Source organism: Pseudomonas sp. SDT291_1_S447 (assembly GCF_054070155.1).
The window spans coordinates 1-17,016 of sequence record NZ_JBSVXS010000063.1; the positions used below are offsets into that span (position 1 = coordinate 1).

At 57.8% G+C, this 17,016-nt stretch carries 19 protein-coding genes, 2 tRNA genes and 1 pseudogene; 12 read left to right on the forward strand and 10 right to left on the reverse strand.

The window, feature by feature from the left end; translation table 11 throughout:
• Positions 1–55: 55 nt before the first annotated feature.
• A complete protein-coding gene (locus tag ACW9IR_RS18740; RefSeq protein WP_102898985.1) occupies positions 56–454 on the reverse strand; it encodes a RidA family protein in 399 nt (132 codons plus the stop codon).
• 117 nt (positions 455–571) lie between these two features.
• Here ACW9IR_RS18740 and ACW9IR_RS18745 point away from each other — a divergent pair, with 117 nt between their 5' ends.
• The 5 genes from ACW9IR_RS18745 to ACW9IR_RS18765 all read left to right on the forward strand — a co-directional run bounded on the left by ACW9IR_RS18745 (position 572) and on the right by ACW9IR_RS18765 (position 5,225).
• Positions 572–1,465 carry a LysR family transcriptional regulator gene (locus ACW9IR_RS18745; protein WP_102899365.1) on the forward strand — a complete coding sequence of 298 codons (894 nt, stop codon included), beginning with the start codon at positions 572–574 and terminating at the stop codon, positions 1,463–1,465.
• 124 nt (positions 1,466–1,589) lie between these two features.
• Entirely contained in the window at positions 1,590–2,750 is a 1,161-nt protein-coding gene (locus ACW9IR_RS18750) for a radical SAM/SPASM domain-containing protein (protein WP_102898984.1), read from the forward strand.
• A 127-nt stretch (positions 2,751–2,877) separates the two neighbouring features.
• The gene (locus ACW9IR_RS18755; RefSeq protein WP_102898983.1) at positions 2,878–3,903 is read left to right on the forward strand and encodes a GlxA family transcriptional regulator; all 1,026 of its coding nucleotides are present in this window, start codon (positions 2,878–2,880) and stop codon (positions 3,901–3,903) included.
• Between the two features lie 480 nt (positions 3,904–4,383).
• Positions 4,384–4,749, forward strand: coding sequence for a DUF6124 family protein (locus ACW9IR_RS18760; RefSeq protein WP_110718657.1), 366 nt, complete (start codon positions 4,384–4,386; stop codon positions 4,747–4,749).
• A gap of 119 nt (positions 4,750–4,868) precedes the next feature.
• Positions 4,869–5,225, forward strand: coding sequence for a DUF6124 family protein (locus tag ACW9IR_RS18765; protein WP_102898981.1), 357 nt, complete (start codon positions 4,869–4,871; stop codon positions 5,223–5,225).
• Positions 5,226–5,278: 53 nt separating this feature from the next.
• Here the strand turns inward: ACW9IR_RS18765 and ACW9IR_RS18770 are convergent, their stop codons facing one another.
• The gene (locus ACW9IR_RS18770; RefSeq protein ID WP_102898980.1) at positions 5,279–6,304 is read right to left on the reverse strand and encodes an alpha/beta fold hydrolase; all 1,026 of its coding nucleotides are present in this window, start codon (positions 6,302–6,304) and stop codon (positions 5,279–5,281) included.
• Positions 6,305–6,623: 319 nt separating this feature from the next.
• Here ACW9IR_RS18770 and ACW9IR_RS18775 point away from each other — a divergent pair.
• A tRNA-Gln gene (locus tag ACW9IR_RS18775) sits at positions 6,624–6,698 on the forward strand.
• Between the two features lie 114 nt (positions 6,699–6,812).
• Here the strand turns inward: ACW9IR_RS18775 and ACW9IR_RS18780 are convergent.
• The 3 genes and pseudogenes from ACW9IR_RS18780 to gstA form a co-directional block, all read right to left on the reverse strand.
• The gene (locus ACW9IR_RS18780) at positions 6,813–8,801 is read right to left on the reverse strand and encodes a peptidase U32 family protein (RefSeq protein WP_102898979.1); all 1,989 of its coding nucleotides are present in this window, start codon (positions 8,799–8,801) and stop codon (positions 6,813–6,815) included.
• Between the two features lie 216 nt (positions 8,802–9,017).
• A complete protein-coding gene (locus tag ACW9IR_RS18785) occupies positions 9,018–9,398 on the reverse strand; it encodes a RidA family protein (RefSeq protein WP_102898978.1) in 381 nt (126 codons plus the stop codon).
• An 81-nt stretch (positions 9,399–9,479) separates the two neighbouring features.
• Positions 9,480–10,090, reverse strand: a pseudogene (gstA, locus tag ACW9IR_RS18790) (glutathione transferase GstA).
• A gap of 109 nt (positions 10,091–10,199) precedes the next feature.
• Between gstA and ACW9IR_RS18795 the strand changes: the two are divergent.
• Positions 10,200–11,108, forward strand: a complete 909-nt coding sequence (locus ACW9IR_RS18795; protein ID WP_102898976.1) for a transcriptional regulator GcvA — start codon at positions 10,200–10,202, stop codon at positions 11,106–11,108.
• A gap of 123 nt (positions 11,109–11,231) precedes the next feature.
• Positions 11,232–11,645, forward strand: a complete 414-nt coding sequence (locus ACW9IR_RS18800) for a cupin domain-containing protein (protein WP_102898975.1) — start codon at positions 11,232–11,234, stop codon at positions 11,643–11,645.
• Between the two features lie 3 nt (positions 11,646–11,648).
• Here the strand turns inward: ACW9IR_RS18800 and ACW9IR_RS18805 are convergent, their stop codons facing one another.
• A complete protein-coding gene (locus tag ACW9IR_RS18805; protein ID WP_016983430.1) occupies positions 11,649–11,858 on the reverse strand; it encodes a hypothetical protein in 210 nt (69 codons plus the stop codon).
• 108 nt (positions 11,859–11,966) lie between these two features.
• On the opposite strand from ACW9IR_RS18805, the gene ACW9IR_RS18810 reads away from it, so the two are divergent.
• Together ACW9IR_RS18810 and ACW9IR_RS18815 are read left to right on the forward strand one after the other, a co-directional pair.
• Positions 11,967–12,101, forward strand: a complete 135-nt coding sequence (locus ACW9IR_RS18810) for a hypothetical protein (protein WP_262416079.1) — start codon at positions 11,967–11,969, stop codon at positions 12,099–12,101.
• Positions 12,102–12,333: 232 nt separating this feature from the next.
• Positions 12,334–12,882, forward strand: coding sequence for a serine acetyltransferase (locus ACW9IR_RS18815; protein WP_102898974.1), 549 nt, complete (start codon positions 12,334–12,336; stop codon positions 12,880–12,882).
• Between the two features lie 264 nt (positions 12,883–13,146).
• Here ACW9IR_RS18815 and ACW9IR_RS18820 read toward each other — a convergent pair.
• A tRNA-Ser gene (locus ACW9IR_RS18820) sits at positions 13,147–13,234 on the reverse strand.
• A gap of 122 nt (positions 13,235–13,356) precedes the next feature.
• On the opposite strand from ACW9IR_RS18820, the gene ACW9IR_RS18825 reads away from it, so the two are divergent.
• Complete coding sequence (locus ACW9IR_RS18825; protein ID WP_095118699.1) at positions 13,357–14,028, forward strand: Bax inhibitor-1/YccA family protein; 672 nt, start codon at positions 13,357–13,359, stop codon at positions 14,026–14,028.
• Between the two features lie 85 nt (positions 14,029–14,113).
• Here the strand turns inward: ACW9IR_RS18825 and ACW9IR_RS18830 are convergent, their stop codons facing one another.
• Complete coding sequence (locus ACW9IR_RS18830; RefSeq protein ID WP_186615547.1) at positions 14,114–14,431, reverse strand: YceK/YidQ family lipoprotein; 318 nt, start codon at positions 14,429–14,431, stop codon at positions 14,114–14,116.
• A gap of 57 nt (positions 14,432–14,488) precedes the next feature.
• Entirely contained in the window at positions 14,489–14,926 is a 438-nt protein-coding gene (locus ACW9IR_RS18835; RefSeq protein WP_457464605.1) for an Lrp/AsnC family transcriptional regulator, read from the reverse strand.
• A gap of 149 nt (positions 14,927–15,075) precedes the next feature.
• Between ACW9IR_RS18835 and ACW9IR_RS18840 the strand changes: the two genes are divergently transcribed.
• Positions 15,076–15,969: a DMT family transporter gene (locus ACW9IR_RS18840; protein WP_150708452.1), complete on the forward strand. Its 894-nt coding sequence runs from the start codon at positions 15,076–15,078 to the stop codon at positions 15,967–15,969.
• A 3-nt stretch (positions 15,970–15,972) separates the two neighbouring features.
• Here the strand turns inward: ACW9IR_RS18840 and ACW9IR_RS18845 are convergent, their stop codons facing one another.
• The gene (locus tag ACW9IR_RS18845) at positions 15,973–17,013 is read right to left on the reverse strand and encodes an FUSC family protein (RefSeq protein WP_150792593.1); all 1,041 of its coding nucleotides are present in this window, start codon (positions 17,011–17,013) and stop codon (positions 15,973–15,975) included.
• Positions 17,014–17,016: the final 3 nt, after the last annotated feature.

Below are 17,016 nucleotides of genomic sequence, written 5' to 3' on the forward strand. Positions count from 1 at the left end.
TTTAAAATCAAAATCAAAAGATCGCAGCGTGCCGCAGCATCAGGTTTGATGCATGTCAGGATCCAGGCAGCTTCGCAATCACCTTGATCTCGAAATCAAACCCGTACAGCCACGTCACGCCCACCGCCGTCACCGTCGGATGCGGCGCGTCGCCCCAGAACTCTGTCAGCACGACATTCCAGATCGTCTCGAATTTCGACGGCGGATCGACGATGAACACGGTGACATCGACCACGTCGTCAAAGCTGCAACCGGCCTCGGTGAGAATCGCATTCAGGTTGTTGAAGGCTTGGCGCACCTGATTCTCCAAGTCCGGTTCGGGCGTGCCGTCCTCGGTGCTGCCCACTTGCCCTGAGACAAACAGGAATCCGTTGGAACGAATCGCCGGCGAGTAGCGATGGCGTTCATAGAGCGTGCGTCGTGCGGGTGGGAAAACTACATCGCGCTGAGTCATCGGGGGTGTCTCCATCGGTGAGTTGATGGGGGCCACTTTAGGTATTTGCAGCTGACCGATAAACGCGCAAGCTTGGCGTTCACTGTTTGTAAAATCCAAACAATCGGGGGTCGCAGCTTGGACCGTTTTGACGCAATGCAGGCCTTTGCCCGGGTGGTCGAGGCGGGGAGTTTCACCAAAGCGGCGGAAACCTTGCACATGAGCAAGACCACCGTGACCCAACTGGTTCAGCAGTTGGAGGCGCGGCTGCGGGTGAAATTGCTCAATCGCACCACGCGCAAGGTCAACGTCACCGCCGATGGCGCCGTTTATTACGAACGGGTGATCAAGTTACTCGCGGATATGGACGACGCCGAAACCAGCCTGCCCGGCGCGGCGGCGTTGCCCAAAGGGCGATTGCGCGTGGACGTTCCGAGTCCGTTCGCACGGTTGATTCTGGTGCCGGCCCTGCCTGAGTTTCACGCGCGTTATCCGGACATTCAGATCGACATGGGCGTCAGCGACCGTATTGTCGACATCATTGATGAGAACGTCGACTGCGTGGTGCGCGGGGGCGAACTCATGGATCTGTCGCTGATGGCGCGCAAGGTCGCTGATCTGGAACTGGGCGTGTTTGCCGCGCCGCAATACCTGGCCCGTGCCGGTACGCCGGCGCACCCACGGGACCTGGAAGACAGCCATCATCGGGTCGTCGCTTTTCTCTGGGCACGCACCGGCAGACCGGTACCGTACGCCTTGCACAACGCCAGCGAAAACCTGCAGATCAAGGGGCGTCACGTGTTGGCAGTCGATGACGGCAACGCTTATCTCGCGGCAGGTTTGGCGGGCATGGGGGTGTTATGGCTGCCCAAATACATGTCTGCCGCCCACGAGGCGCGCGGTGAGCTGGTGCCGCTGTTCGAAGACTGGAAACTCGCGCCGATGCCGCTCTACATCGCGTATCCGCCGAACCGGCATGTCAGTCTGAAATTGCGTGTGTTCATCGATTGGGTCGTTGAGTTGATGGCGTAGCAGCATTGTGGTGCAGTTATTGCTAGCTGCTGTGCCAGTGCCGTCAAAATACCAACACAATCAGGCGACTTGAAAGCCCGTAGTGATGAGATGCATGGCTTTCAATTCTAGGAGCTTCACCCGCATGAATATGTACATCGATATCGTCGGTGCGTGCAATCTGAGCTGCCCGTCTTGTCCAATGGGCAACTCGGAAAATCTCAATTTCAAAAAAGCCATGCAGCTCGACATGTTCAAGCAGATTGTCGATAAGGCCAAGACAGAGGGCGTCAACACGATCTACCTCTATAACTGGACCGAGCCGCTGATTCATCCAAAAATTGGCGAGTTTATCGAGGTCATCAATGCTGCCGGCCTGGGCAGCGGCATCAGCACCAACCTGAACCTCGCCAAGAATATGGAAAAGGCCTTGATGGCCGAGCCGAGTTACTTCCGTATTTCGCTCTCGGGTTTTTACCAGGAGACCTACGAAAAGGGCCATGTTGGCGGCGATATCGAAGTAGTAAAACAAAACATGATCGCCCTGCAGGAGATCAAACAGCGCCTCGGTCTGAGGACCCGCGTTGATGTTTACTATCACCGCTACCTGGATAACATCGAAGAAGAATCACTGATGCGCGAGTTCAGTGAACGTCTTGGCTTCATGTTCACCACCGGGTATTCGGTGATGATGCCGCTGGAGAAGACACTGGCCATTGTCGAGCGTGACCCGTCTGTCACGCCTACCGACCTTGATACCCTGAAACGCCTCGCACTGCCGCCGTACGACGATCTCGTCAACGTCATCCAGAACTTTCCCAAGATGGCGTGCACGCTCAAGGATGACTGGCTGGTCATCGACTGCAATGGCAACACGGTGCTGTGCTGCACGATCTTCAATCAGACCGAGTATCAGGTCGGCAAGTACCTCGACATGCCGCTTGCAGAACTGACGCGGCGCAAATCGACGCAGAAAAACTGTGTCGACATGTGCGACCGCTGCGCCAATAAAGGCCTGCATATCTACTCGATGCATCCCAATCAGGGAGTGCTGGAGCGCCACGCGGTGAATCGCATCATCGATTTCGAGCACTTCGCCAGCCAGGGTCTCACGGTGGACAGCGAGCGGCTCGGGCGTGCCGGCGAAGTCAGCGCAGAGAACTTTGATGAAGCCCAATACCTTCGATTGAATGACGATGTCAGGATCGCGATTTCCCAGGGATCGTTCTCCAGCGGCTATCAGCACTACGTGCTGTGTGGGCGTCTCGAGGGACGTTTAGGCGCCGGGTTTTTCTCGGCTGTTTGAGTCTGGATTCGTATCGCTGCCATCGCCCCAGTGGTGGCGCAGGTCACTGCGTCACCCGCCATCCACCACAGGCGTGATTGACTCTTTCACCGATCAAGCCAACTATCGGCGCATAACAACATGACCGATGGACCACAACTTGATCGAACGACGCCAATTCAGCGGAGGCATGAAGGGGAAAAACCTCCGCTATCTGAATGAGCAAAGCGCGGATGACACGCGCCTGACCCGCACCGGTTTTTTGCTGCTGGAACATTTTTCACTGCCGGCGTTTACCCAAGCGCTGGATACGGTTGTCACCACTAATCTGCTGCGCCCGGGGTTGTTTTCGTCGCGCACGTTTGGCTTGGGCGACGGCGAAGTCATCAGTGATCTGGGGCTGGTAATCCGCCCCGATGCACGTCTGGATTCAGCCGCGCTTCAGCAGCTGGATCTGCTGGTGGTGTGTGGCGGGTATCGCACCGAACTGCGCGCGAGTGATGAGTTCATCGGCTTGCTCAGATCCGCAGCGGAGCGCGGCATCTCGCTCGCCGGGTTATGGAACGGTTCGTGGTTTCTCGGCCGCGCCGGATTGCTCGACGGCTATCGCTGCGCGATCCACCCGGAACACCGCCCGGCGCTGACCGAGATCGCCAAAGCCACCCATGTCAGCAGTGAGCCTTACGTGATCGATCGCGACCGACTCACGGCCTCGAGTCCGTCCGGGGCTTTCCATATGGCGCTGGACTGGATCAAAGGCCTGCACGGCAAGGCGTTGGTCGAAGGTATCGAAGACATCCTCGCCTTCGAGGAATCGCGCTACCGCCGGATCAAACCGGATGAAAACCTCTGCGTCAGTGCGCCGCTGCGTGAAGTGGTGAAACTGATGGATGCCAATCTGGAGGAGCCGCTGGAGCTGGAGCAACTGGCGGTGTACGCCGGCCGATCCCGTCGTCAGCTGGAGCGCTTGTTCAAAGAGCAGCTCGGCACCACGCCGCAGCGTTATTACCTGGAATTGCGCATCACCGAAGCGCGACGCTTGCTGCAGCATACTGAGCTTTCGCAAGTGGAAGTGCTGGTCGCGTGCGGCTTCGTCTCGCCGAGCCATTTCAGCAAATGCTACAGCTCATATTTCGGCTACAGACCTTCCAAAGAAAAACGACTGGTCAAATAACGACAGCCGTTTCCCAACCAGAGTGCACCGCGCAATCACACGTCGGCGTACCTCTCCCAAACACCACGGTCGGTCCCCTCTACCTCTGGGAGAGGGCTAGGGTGAGGGGCTTTTAAACGCCATCACCCACGCACGTTTAACTTACACGCACTGTTACGCCATAACGGCTACAACACCTTGCGCCGTTGCCTACGCGTACGCCAGAATCCGCCGGCTTACGCGCCTTGAGGCGGGCTGTATCGTTTCCCAGTCACTGCAAAAACAGTGATCGGGTTTGGTAGCCCGTTTTCTAAGCGTTATGCGCCGCTATATGCAGTCTCTTTTCGGGGCTCGGTTTTTTATGGTGGCCATGCGTGGGGCTCCTTCGGGAGCGCCGGGGTTTACTCGCTTAGACCGGTCTACCAACCTGCGCAATGGTCACCACCCTCGTTTGGTAGCGTGAGTGATGGCTCCTTATTTTTTGCTAAGCGAGTGTCATCTATGTTCAAAATTACGCCAAACCCGCCAGAAACCGATCCAATCCCCTACGACGCCGCGCTCGAACCTCAAAACATCAAAGAGGCTACCGACCGCGCGATCAATTTCTACCTCAATCCTTCCGCGCTGAAGACTTCAATACCCACCCGCAAAACCGGCAAGATCTACCTCATCGACCCCACGGTGGATAACGAAACCCTGCTCGTCGAAGCCACTGAAACCTTGTCCTGCGCCAGTGACATGGCCCGAGATCTCGCCGACGTGATCGATCCTTCACAGCGCAAAAAGATGCTGATCCTGCAACAGGTGATCATGCTCAGTGAGCTGGTGGTCGGTCGAGTCCTGGATAACCAGCGCTTGCCGCACTAGTCGCGATGCAGATGGGTGAGGGCGCTCGCGCCCTCATTTGCACGGAAGCGTCCGCGATCACGGCGCTTCACGCCTTCTATCAAAGAACCTGAAGCGGTTCTTGTCTGGAGTTTCAGCAGATGTCTCAGCCACCCGAACCACCGGTCACAGACCTGGTGTCCCCGTACGCATCGCCCAATTCAAGAAAGCTTCACGAAGCGGCAGAACGGGCGCTCGACCATTACCTGTTGCCTGCCGCGATCATGGCCGAACCCTATACGCCAAACGCTCTGTTCATGGCCAACCCGCAAGCCGACACCGAGGCGTTGCTGACCAATGCTTGCGGGTCGTTGGCGTCCGCGTCGGTCATGCTCGGTAATTTTGCCGGAATGCTGGAGGGCGCAGATCGTCATACCCTGCTGGGCATTGCGCAAGTGGTCATGTTGGGGGAGTTGGCGGTGAACAAGGCGTTGGATCTTGTTGTTCCAACCGAGTAATCACACGTTGATGATCAGGCAGTCAGCCTTCGCGGCTGACTGCTTTTTTGTTTCTACAGGTGGTCAGCGTCGATCACAGCTTTGGCAAACGCCTGCGGATCTTCCTGCGGCAAGTTGTGCCCGATCCCGCCATTGATCAAACGGAACTGATACTTGCCGGTAAAGCGCTTGGCGTAATCCTCCGGCGCCGGGTGCGGTGCACCGTTGGCGTCGCCTTCAAGGGTAATGGTTGGCACGCTGATCGACGGCGCGGTGGCGAGCTTCTGCTCCAGCGCCGCATATTTCGCTTCACCCTGCACCAGGCCCAGACGCCAGCGGTAATTGAACACGGTGATGTCGACGTGATCGGGGTTCTCCAGCGCCTTGGCGCTGCGGTCGAACGTGGCGTCATCAAACTTCCACTGTGGCGACGCGGTTTGCCAGATCAGCTTGGCGAAATCATGCGTGTTCTTCTCGTAACCGGCACGGCCACGGTCCGTCGCAAAGTAGAACTGATACCACCACTGCAATTCAGCCTTGGGCGGCAGCGGGTTCTGCCCGGCGGCCTGATTGCCGATCAGATAACCGCTGACCGACACCAGCGCTTTCGCCCGTTCCGGCCACAACGCCGAAACGATGTCCGCCGAACGTGCGCCCCAGTCGTAACCGCCAAGCACCGCTTGCTTGATCTTCAGCGCGTCCATGAAGTCGATGACGTCACTGGCCAACGCCGCCGGTTGACCGTTGCGCAGGGTGTCTTTGGAAAGGAACTGCGTATCGCCATAACCGCGCGCATACGGCATCAACACCCGATAACCCTTGGCCGCGAGCAACGGCGCGACTTCGTCGTAGCTGTGAATGTCGTAGGGCCAACCGTGCAACAGGATCACCACCGGGCCATCGGCGGGACCGGTTTCGGCGTAGGCGACGTCGAGCACGCCGGCCTTCACATGCTTGAGCGGGCCGAAAGGCGAGGGCGCGGAATAGCTGACGGCGGCCGGTTCAGCGGTTTGCGCCTGAGCGCTGCCAAAAGCGAACAACGACAAAGCCAGAATCGACAAACCGAACGCGGTTTTGCGGGTGTGCAGTGCCATCTTCATGGTGACGTCTCCTTTGCGAGCCTTTGGCCAAGGGGTCTGAATGAACCCTTGAAACCTTGAGTGCATTTGAGCGTTGGGACGTATCTGGCCTGTGTCGAAGAACGGCTTTATCGAAAGTCGATGTGTCGCGAGAGGGTTCGTACACAGTGTGATACACGGCGGCGAAACCGACTCAGCATGGACCTGATTCAAGCCAAAATAATAAGTCGCTGTTTTAAAACAAAAAATATTTCACTTCGCGCTTCCCAAAGCCAAAAAACCTTGGTAAATTGCGCCCCGTTCTCACAGCGAACCTAACGAAGTAGCTGGGAAGAGCAGTAGGGGCGTCGCCAAGCGGTAAGGCAGCAGGTTTTGATCCTGCCATGCGTTGGTTCGAATCCAGCCGCCCCTGCCATATTCGAAAAAACGCCAACTTCGCAAGAAGTTGGCGTTTTTTTATGCCTGCGATTTGCTGTATTCGCAGAAGGGCGGGCGAGTACGGCGCCGAAGCACCGTACTCGCCAACCACTCAGTGCGGTGCGCGCGGAATGGTTTTCATCAGGTCTTCGGGGCTGATATGGCCGACCACGCTGCCCGGTTGCGGCAGGTTGAGGATGTGGCCTTTCATCTTGCCGATGATGTGCATCTCGCACGGCTTGCAATCGAACTTCAGCGTCAGCACTTCATCGCCGTGGATCAACTGCATCGGCGCGACTTTGGTGCGCACACCGGTCACGCCTTTCGCCTGTTTCGGGCACAGGTTGAAGGAGAAACGCAGGCAGTGCTTGGTGATCATCACCGGCACTTCGCCTGGCTCTTCGTGCGCTTCGTACGCCGCGTCGATCAGCTTGACGCCGTGACGGTGGTAGAAGTCGCGCGCCTTCTGGTTGTAGACGTTGGCAAGGAAGGTCAGGTGCGAATCCGGGTACACCGGTGGCGGGCTGGTTTCCGCTTTACGGCCGCCACGCGGATGCGCAGCGACACGGGCGGCGGTCAGGGCTTCGATCACTTCACGGCGCAGGGATTTGAGCTGCGAGTTGGGGATGAAGAACGCCTGTGGCGCATCCAGTTTGATGTCGGTGGCGTGGTACTGCGTGGTGCCGAGCTGGCCGAGCAGATCGCGCAACTGCTCCAGCGCTTGCTCAGGCTTGTTGGCCACACCGAACGGACCGGGCAGGGTGACGCTGGCGCTGATGCCTTCTTCACTGGTGGCGGTGACTTCCAGTTGTTCTTCGCGCAAACGCGCGACCCAACTCAGGGCCACGCGACGCTCGGAAGAGGTCTTCTGCAGCGCCTGTTGCCAGTTGTGATCGAGGTTGCGATTCAACGGGTGGTTCGGGCGCAGCTTGTACAGACCTTCAGGCATTTCGTTCGGCTCGACGCGATAGCGATAGCGCTTCTCGCCGTCTTCTTCGAACTCGCCTTTGGCTTCGGCGATGTTGGCGCGGAAACCGACCACTTCGCGCTTCACCAGCACGTTCAAGCCATCGCCGTTGGACAGCGGCTCGTGGGTGATGACCTGCATGTCGCGTTTGCCGACTTTCTCGACTGTGCCCACTGGCAGACCGGTGAAGGTCGGCGAGTCGAAGGCGCCGATGTCGATCTTGCGATCAGTGACAAAGTAATCGGTGCTACCCCGGTGGAAAGTCTTTTCCGGGTCAGGCAGGAAGAAGTGCGCGGTGCGGCCGCTAGAGGCTCGGGCCAGGTCCGGACGGTCTTCGAGCACGTCGTCGAGGCGCTGGCGGTAATAGGCGGTGATGTTCTTCACATAGCCCATGTCCTTGTAGCGACCTTCGATCTTGAACGAACGCACACCGGCTTCGACCAGGGCGCGGATGTTGGCGCTCTGGTTGTTGTCTTTCATCGACAGCAGGTGTTTTTCGTAAGCGATCACGCCACCCTTTTCATCTTTCAGGGTGTACGGCAAACGGCAGGCCTGCGAGCAGTCGCCACGGTTGGCGCTGCGCCCGGTTTGCGCGTGGGAAATGTTGCACTGGCCGGAGAAGGCCACGCACAACGCGCCATGAATGAAGAATTCGATGGCGGCGTCGGTTTCGTCTGCGATCGCGCGGATTTCCTGCAGGTTCAGCTCACGGGCCAATACCAGTTGCGAGAAACCGGCCTGATCGAGGAACTTCGCTCGCTCAAGGGTGCGGATGTCGGTCTGGGTCGAGGCGTGCAGCTCGATTGGTGGAATGTCCAGCTCCATCACGCCCAGATCCTGAACGATCAGCGCGTCGACCCCGGCGTCATACAACTGATGGATCAGCTTGCGCGCCGGCTCCAGTTCGTTGTCGTGCAGGATGGTATTGATGGTGGTGAAAATGCGCGCGTGGTACTTGCGGGCAAATTCCACCAGTTCGGCGATTTCGCCGACTTCGTTGCAGGCGTTGTGGCGCGCACCGAAGCTCGGGCCGCCGATGTACACGGCGTCGGCGCCGTGCAGGATCGCCTCACGGGCGATGGCGACATCGCGGGCAGGGCTGAGCAATTCCAGATGATGCTTGGGCAAGGACATAGTTTTTTTAGTCAGGCTGTCACGGTTAGGCGCGCATTCTACCCGTGAAACGCGCGCCCGGCACGCCTGTGCTGCCCGATGGCACAGGGCATTGTCACCTTGACCCCTGTGGGAGCGAGCTTGCTCGCGAAGGCGGCAGGACATTCAACATCAATGGAGACTGAACTGACGCTTTCGCGAGCAAGCTCGCTCCCACATTGGGTAGTGCAGTGAGTCTCAGGCCTTGGCGGCCATCGCAGTCACTTCCACGCGCATGCCTTCAACCGCCAGCGACGCCACACCCACCGCTGCACGCACCGGCCATGGCTTGGCGAAGTAGCGTTTGTAAACCTCATTGAATGCCGCGCGATCAGCCATGTCGGTCAGGTAAATGGTCAGGTGCATGACCCGGTCCATCGAACTGCCGGCGCGTTCCAGGGCGACTTTCAACGCTTGCAATGTGCACTCACTTTGCTCGGTGATATCACCCAGTTCCAGAGTGCCATCGGCGCGGGTCGGGATCTGGGTCGACACCATGATCCCAGCGAAGGTCGCTACGTCGGAAGAAATGGAGTCTGCGTCCGGATCCGGGGTGAAGGTGATGTCTTGGCTGGCCATGTTGATCCCTTGTCTGAGCGAGTAAATCGCGCCAGTTTACAGATTCATTGGCGACATCGCCCGTTTGCGTATCGGCACGGATTAGACCGGATGTGTGGCTTGTTCTGCCGCGATGGCCGAGCGTACGCTTGGGCGCTCGGCTATGCGCTTTATGTAGGTCGCCAGTACCGGCCAGTTTTCAATGTCGATATTGAAGGTCGGCAGCCACTGCAAGACAGTGAACAAATAAGCGTCGGCCACGGTGAATGTGCCCATCAGATAGTCCTGGGGGGCGATGTCTGGCTGAGAAAGTCCAGGCGCTTGAACAGTGTTTGTTTGAAGATCGCTTTGATCGACTCCGGGATCTCATTGTTGAACAGCGGCGCGCTCGCGCCGTGGATTTCGCTGCTGATGAAGTTCAGATGCTCCTGCAAACGCGAGCGTTCCCACGTGCCATTGGCCGGCGCCAGTTTATGCTGCGGAACCTGATCGGCCAGGTATTGAAGAATCGCCGGTCCCTCCGTCAACACCTCGCCGTTATCCAGCAACAAGGCAGCCACGTATCCCTTGGGGTTGATCTCACGAAAGTCGCGGCCATCGGCAGTTCGCTTGCTGTGGTTATTGACGCGAATCAGCTCGAACGGCAAGCCCAGTTCCCGCAACACGATGTGCGATGACAGCGAGCAGGTCATCGGCGCGAAATACAGTTTCATGGCAGATCCTTTTTGAAAGAAGGCGCCAGAATCCATCGTCACTGAGCGTTTCGCAAAGGTCATTTCAAGTGATAGCGTATGACAAAATCTCATGAGTGTTTAACGCCATATGGTCGCCAGACTACCCTCCTTGAATGGCTTGAGAGCCTTCGAGTCCGCCGCGCGGCACATGAGCTTTACCCAGGCTGCGCAAGAGTTGAACGTCACGCAAACCGCCATCAGCCATCAGATTCGCAGGCTTGAGGCGGAGCTTGGTGTGTCGCTGTTTTTGCGGCTCAAGGACGGCTTGGCACTGACGGATGCCGGGCAGGCTTACTTGCCGGGCATCCGCTCGGCGTTTCATGAGTTGCGCTACTCGACGGAGCAGTTGTTCGCGACACGCGACAACACGGTGCTGACCATCAGCACATTAGTGTCGGTGGCGTCCAAATGGTTGTTGCCGCGTCTGCCGGCGTTTCAGCAGGCGTTCCCTGATATTGATGTGCGGGTCAGCGCCGCCACCGATCTGGTGGATTTTCGCCAAGGCGGGATTGATGCGGCGATTCGTTATGGTCGCGGTGACTGGAAGGGCTTGCGTGCGGACTGGCTGATGTCCGATGAGATCTTCCCGGTGTGCAGTCCGGCCTTGCTCGAGGGTGGGAAGGCCTTACAGACGCCGGCTGACCTGGCCAACCACACGATGCTGCAAGTCAGTGGCATGACTGCCGCAGACTGGAACACCTGGCTGAGCGCGGCGGATCAGCCAGCGAAACTGGCCAAAGGGTCGCGACTGACCTTCGACCTGGCGATGATGGCGGTGCAGGCAGCCGTTGACGGGCAGGGCGTGTGCATCGGGCGCTCGACCTATGTCGACGACGACCTGCGAGCCGGGCGATTGGTGGCGCCTTTCGCTTTGCGCCTGAAGGATGATCTGGGCTTCTATCTGGTGACGCCCCATGAAACCGCCAACTCGAAGAAAATCGTCGCCTTGAGGACATGGCTGTTGGCGCAGTGCCAAAGCGGCGAAACGTTTGTATAAGCGTGTATCAATCCCGGCCGGATACACATGCCAATAACAAACAACGGGTTCACGACACATCCACGCTACATGCCCCGCACACAGTAGAGGTCACACCACCACTACGTACAAGAGGGCTACATCATGCGCCGTCCATTCTTTCTGGCAACCACCGTCATTCTCGCTTCCCTGACCGGCATCGCACAGGCCGCTGACACGCAACCCAAGAGCTGGCAGCAAGGACTTAGCCGCACCGATCTGGTTCGCCAGGACCTCGGCGCTGCGGATCGCGAAGTGATCCAGGCGCGGGTCGATTTCGATTCCGGCGTGGCTTCACCAAGGCATGCACATCCGGGCGTCGAGGTGGCGTACGTGATCAGCGGCACTTTCGAATATCAACTGGAGGGCAGGGCACCGGTGACGCTGAAGGCGGGTGACTCGCTGTTCATCCCGGAAGGGGTTGCGCATATCGCCAAAAACATTGGCTCGGACAAGGGCTCGGAGTTGGCGACTTACATTGTGAAGAAGGGTGAGCCCGTGTTGATTCTCAAGCCGTAAGACTCAATGAAGTGTCACCGCTCGGCGACTCTCGCCGATGCGGATCCGGTCGAGCGCCCGGTTCAAGGCATCCAGCGCGTCGAGCAGCGCTTTGGCTTCTGCTTCTCGACCATCGCCCCACAGACGTTCGGCCATTTTGTTCAAGGCCTGGATGGCGCGCTCGATGTCCGCAGCGGTGGCGGCCTCTCGGGCGACGGGTGGTTTTTTCGGCATTCGTTGCTGTCCTGCTGGCAAAAAGTATTCGCCGGAGAAAGTTTGAATTAGTCAGTTGCCTGCCCGGTCAAGAATCATGAACGCAGTCAATCTGACGAGGTAACAGCAATGACTATCCAGGCAGAGACACTCGTACAACTGACCGAAGCGCTCAAGGAGCGCGGTTTGAATCTGGTTGCAGATGTCCACTTCACTCGCGCGCCTTATCGGCAGAATCACCGCTGGATCTGCGCGGTGGCGTAGCGATTCGAATGGGCCGGCGGCCTGAGCCAGGAGTTTACCGCCGGCGGCTCATGGATTAAACGGTGCACTTCCCTGAATTGACTTGCTTGCACTGAAGGCAATGCTCTCTCCATCCCACCACTTTTCCAGATAGCGATCGGGCATAACGATCTGTATCGATACTATTTCAGCCCTGACATAATCCGCCTCATGATTAACGCCGTCACAATCGGCCAATATTTCGGAAAGATAAATGAGGGATTTCAAGGAGCTGTGCGCTTACCTGAAGGAGGAAATTGCTACCAAGGAAGACGGCAGCGTAAAACTGAGCACCCTGATCAACAGGGTTCTGGCCAAGGAACGGTACCACTACGTTTTCTGGTTCAGGATTGCCCAGTACCTGCACAACAAGCCTCGCGGGTTCTGGAACTACAAGAAGTGGGCAAAGCGGATAAATCGAAAACTGATCCGCGAGCACAACATCGACATTGGTTTGTCGGCACAAATCGGTCCGGGTATCTGCTTCTCGCATCGCATCGGCATCGTCATTACCCATCGGGCCATCATCGGCCGAAACCTTCGCCTTCGCCAGAACACCACCATCGGTTCCAAGGACTATACCCAAGGTCACGTGCGCCTCGGTGACAACGTCGAAATCGGCGCAAACGTCTGCATCGTCGGTGAAATCAATATCGGCAACAACGTGACGATCGGCGCCCAGGCGTTCGTGAACAAGGATATTCCAGACAACACCGTGTATTACACCGAGTACCGGCCGACTTATCGGACCAAGCCGAAGTAAGGTGATGGTTCAGTTGCCGAACGTTAGGAACGATGAGGCTCTGGATGATTGGGGGCTTTGTTGTAGATAAGTTGGTGGGGGATAGGGGGCGGAGTTATGGATCTCGCGCTGATTTTTTCGTCTGCCATATGAATCTAAAAAGCTCTGGCAGCTTCGCCAGCCGTTCGGGGCTGTTCTCCGGCATGTCGGGCAAAAAGCCGCAAGAATCTCAAACGCCAGAAACGATAAAGCCCTGAATAATCAGGGCTTTATCGGTACCAAATATGGCGGAGGCGATGGGATTCGAACTCATGGACCTGTTACAGTCGACGGTTTTCAAGACCGTTGCCTTAAACCACTCGGCCACACCTCCGTTGCGTTGCGGGCGCCATAATACCTGAATGAAACACACTGTCAAACTCTCTGCATGGCTTGTTACAGAGCGTCTGTTATGATCTTTGCGACTGAACGTTTCAAACCAACAGGAGTGTCGCCATGCGCGAACAGGATTACGCAGTTAATAACAGCGTGCAGGCTGAGCAGCTAGAGGTTAGCCGCGTCCTGCGCAACACTTACGGCCTACTGGCTCTGACCCTCGCATTCAGCGGCGTCATGGCTTTCGTCGCACAGCAGATGCGTGTTGGCTACCCGAACATTTTCGTGGTGCTGATCGGCTTCTACGGGCTGTTTTTCCTCACCAACAAACTCCGTGATTCCGCGTGGGGCCTGGTGTCCGCTTTTGCGCTGACCGGTTTCATGGGTTTCCTGCTCGGCCCGATCCTCAACCGTTACCTGGGCATGCAGGGCGGCGCTGAAGTGGTCAGCTCGGCGTTCGCGATGACCGCGCTGGTGTTCGGTGGTCTGTCGGCCTACGTGCTGATCACCCGCAAGGACATGAGCTTCCTCGGTGGTTTCATCACCGCTGGTTTCTTCGTGTTGCTGGGTGCAACGCTGGCGAGCTTCTTCTTTCAGGTCAGCGGTCTGCAACTGGCGATCAGCGCAGGTTTCGTGCTGTTCTCGTCCGTGTGCATCCTGTTCCAGACCAGCGCCATCATCCACGGCGGGGAGCGTAACTACATCATGGCGACCATCAGCCTGTATGTATCGATCTACAACCTGTTCGTCAGCTTGTTGCAGATCTTCGGCATCATGAGCCGCGACGACTGATTGTTACGTGCAAAAAACAAAAAACCCGCTTATGCGGGTTTTTTGTTGCCTGTGACAATGTCGGTGGGCGCGGACAGGTAGTCGATCAATTGATGATGATGCTGCCGTCAGTCTGTTGCCTGTAGATCGTGTAAGGCAGCAACAAGGTGTCGAGCACCCCGGAAGCCACGGCATCAATCGCCCAACCGGGGAGGGCGGCGTTGTACTTGTTACCTTGGTCTATCGGCGCATGCAGGCTGCAGAAGTCATACATCACGCCGCTGTAGATCCTTGGCACCGCCCCACAATAGGATTTGTTCGATTTCAAATCGTCCACGGCGACCTGATCGTTGCGCATCACCGTCTGCACTGTCCCGCAACCGCCTAACATTAACGCCATCAGCATCACTGCTTGAACTTTCATACCGCCAATCCTTCGCCGGAAAAATCCCAATCTAAGCCAAACATGCAGAAAAAGCACTCACGCCATCGGGGGTAAGCGGCGTTTGACCGGGGTTTTCTTGATGATCGCCGTGTTGGTTTCAGCCAGCGTATTGAGGCGGTCGAGCAGGGTGTCCAACTGCTCCATCGAACGCACGTGCAGGCGGGCAATAAAGCAGTCCTCGCCGGTCACCTTGTCACACTCGGTAAATTCCGGAATCGACAGAATCTGGCGTTCGACCTCCTGCAACTGCCCCGGCAGCGGCCGTACCCGGACGATGGCCTGCAATTGATAGCCGAAGCATTTCGGGTCGATTTCCACGGTGTAGCCCTTGAGCACGCCACGCTCTTCCAGCCGGCGCAAACGCTCGGCCACGCTGGGCGACGACAAACCACTGATTTGCGCCAGCGCCTTGAGCGAACGCCGTGAATCCTCCATCAGTGCGCTGATAAGAATCTGGTCGATATCGTCGGTCATCACTCAACTCCCGGATTAGGCGATTTCTAATAATCACCCTCGATAAAAAAGGCAGATCTGCAGTTTAGCCTGCCTTTTACTCTGGAGCGATGCCGTGTTCGCTTGGCATACTTTTGTCACGCTTTCGCCAAATGCTGAGGAGATTGAAGATGGACAACCCGATCCGTCGCGGCTCATTTGAAATGACCGCTGCCATGCTGATATCCGGAACGATTGGCTGGTTCGTGCTGGTTTCCGGGCAAGCGGTTCTGGACGTGGTGTTCTGGCGCTGCGTATTCGGTGCCGCTACCTTGCTGTTGATTTGCGCGGCATTCGGTTTTCTGCGGCCGGGCATTCTGACCCGTACGACATTCTGGTTGGCGGTGCTCAGCGGGATGGCGATTGTCGGAAACTGGGTGCTGCTGTTTGCTTCGTACTCGCGGGCTTCAATCGCCATTGGCACTGCGGTATACAACGTGCAGCCGTTCATGCTGGTCGGTTTGGCGGCACTGTTTCTCGGCGAAAAAATAACCGTGCAGAAGCTGTTCTGGCTGGCGATTTCATTTATGGGGATGCTGGCGATTGTCAGCGCCCATGGTCAGCAAGGCAACAGTGGTAACGACTATCTGGTGGGAATCGCCCTGGCGTTGGGTGCGGCTTTTCTCTATGCGATTGCAGCGTTGATCATCAAGCGTTTGACCGGTACACCGCCACATCTGATCGCATTGATCCAGGTCTGCACCGGCGTGCTGTTGCTCGCACCGTTTGCGCATTTTTCCGCACTGCCGGCAACACCAGGGGCGTGGGCCAGTCTGGTGACGCTGGGCATCGTTCATACCGGTTTGATGTATGTGTTGCTGTACGGTGCCATCCAGAAATTGCCGACGGCGCTCACCGGCGCACTGTCCTTCATTTACCCGATTGCAGCGATTTTTGTCGACTGGTTTGCATTCGGTCATCGCTTGCAGACTCTGCAGTGGCTAGGCGTGGCGGCGATTCTCCTCGCGGCCGCTGGCATGCAGCAGGGCTGGGGCTTCAAGGCGCGTCGACTGGCTGCGCAATAAACCTCAGATGTTCCAGCGCGGTGCGGTTTTGGCCAGACGCTGGCGCATCTCGGCGATGTTTGCCGCTAGTTGCCGGGTCAACAGGCGATAGCCGTCCAGCGCGCTGTAGACCGGCGCATCAAGGCTGGCGTCCGGTAACGCCAGCGAACGATCAAGGCGCTGTATCGCACCGGATTTCAAGGCGCGGGCCATGCCGATCAATTGCACGCGGATCATGCGGTGTTCGGCCTTCAACGCTGATTGCAGATGAGCCATCGCTTCGGGGTCGTTGGCATCGGGGCGGGTGTTGCCGAGGATTTCCAGGGTGCTGATGCACATGCGCAGGTTGCGCTGGATCGCGTCCAGTTCGGTCATGGAGATCTTTACTTCCTTGGACACCGACGGCATCAGCGAACGCAATTGCACCATCACCGCGCTCAAACGGCTCATCAGCTTCAGGTGCTCGTCGGCGCTGACCGGCTGGCCGTTGATGATTCGACTGTATACCGTCGCGCAATCGCGCAAGGCATCGGCCAGGTTGTAGCGCCACGAGTACACCGCGTACAGCGGCAGAGCGAAGGAGAACGCCAGCGCCAGCGCAATACCTATGAGAATGTCGACGCCACGCCACAAACCGTCGGTGATCGGGTTGTCGCCATGCCCGGCGACAATGAATACGGTAATTGCCGAGAGCAGGGCGGTATAGCCGCCCTTGCCGATGGCGTGATAGGAGAAGAAGCCACAGACCACCGCCATCGCAAAGTAGGTCAGCCATGGCATGCCGAGCCACGCATGCTGCGCCACCAGTAACAAACCGACGCCGGCGCCGATCAAAGTACCGGTGGCGCGCTCGGCGGCTTTCTTGCCGATGTTGCCGTGGTGCTGCAAACCGCCGATGACCACCAGCATGGTCACCGATGCCCACTCACCGTGGGGCAGGTTGATGCCGGTGGTCAGCACAATCGTCGCCAGCAACCCCAATGCCACCCGCACCGCGTGGATCAATCGGGCGTGTCGGTAGCGGCGATACGGGTCCAGGAGCGGACGCAGAATTCGACGCAACAGTGG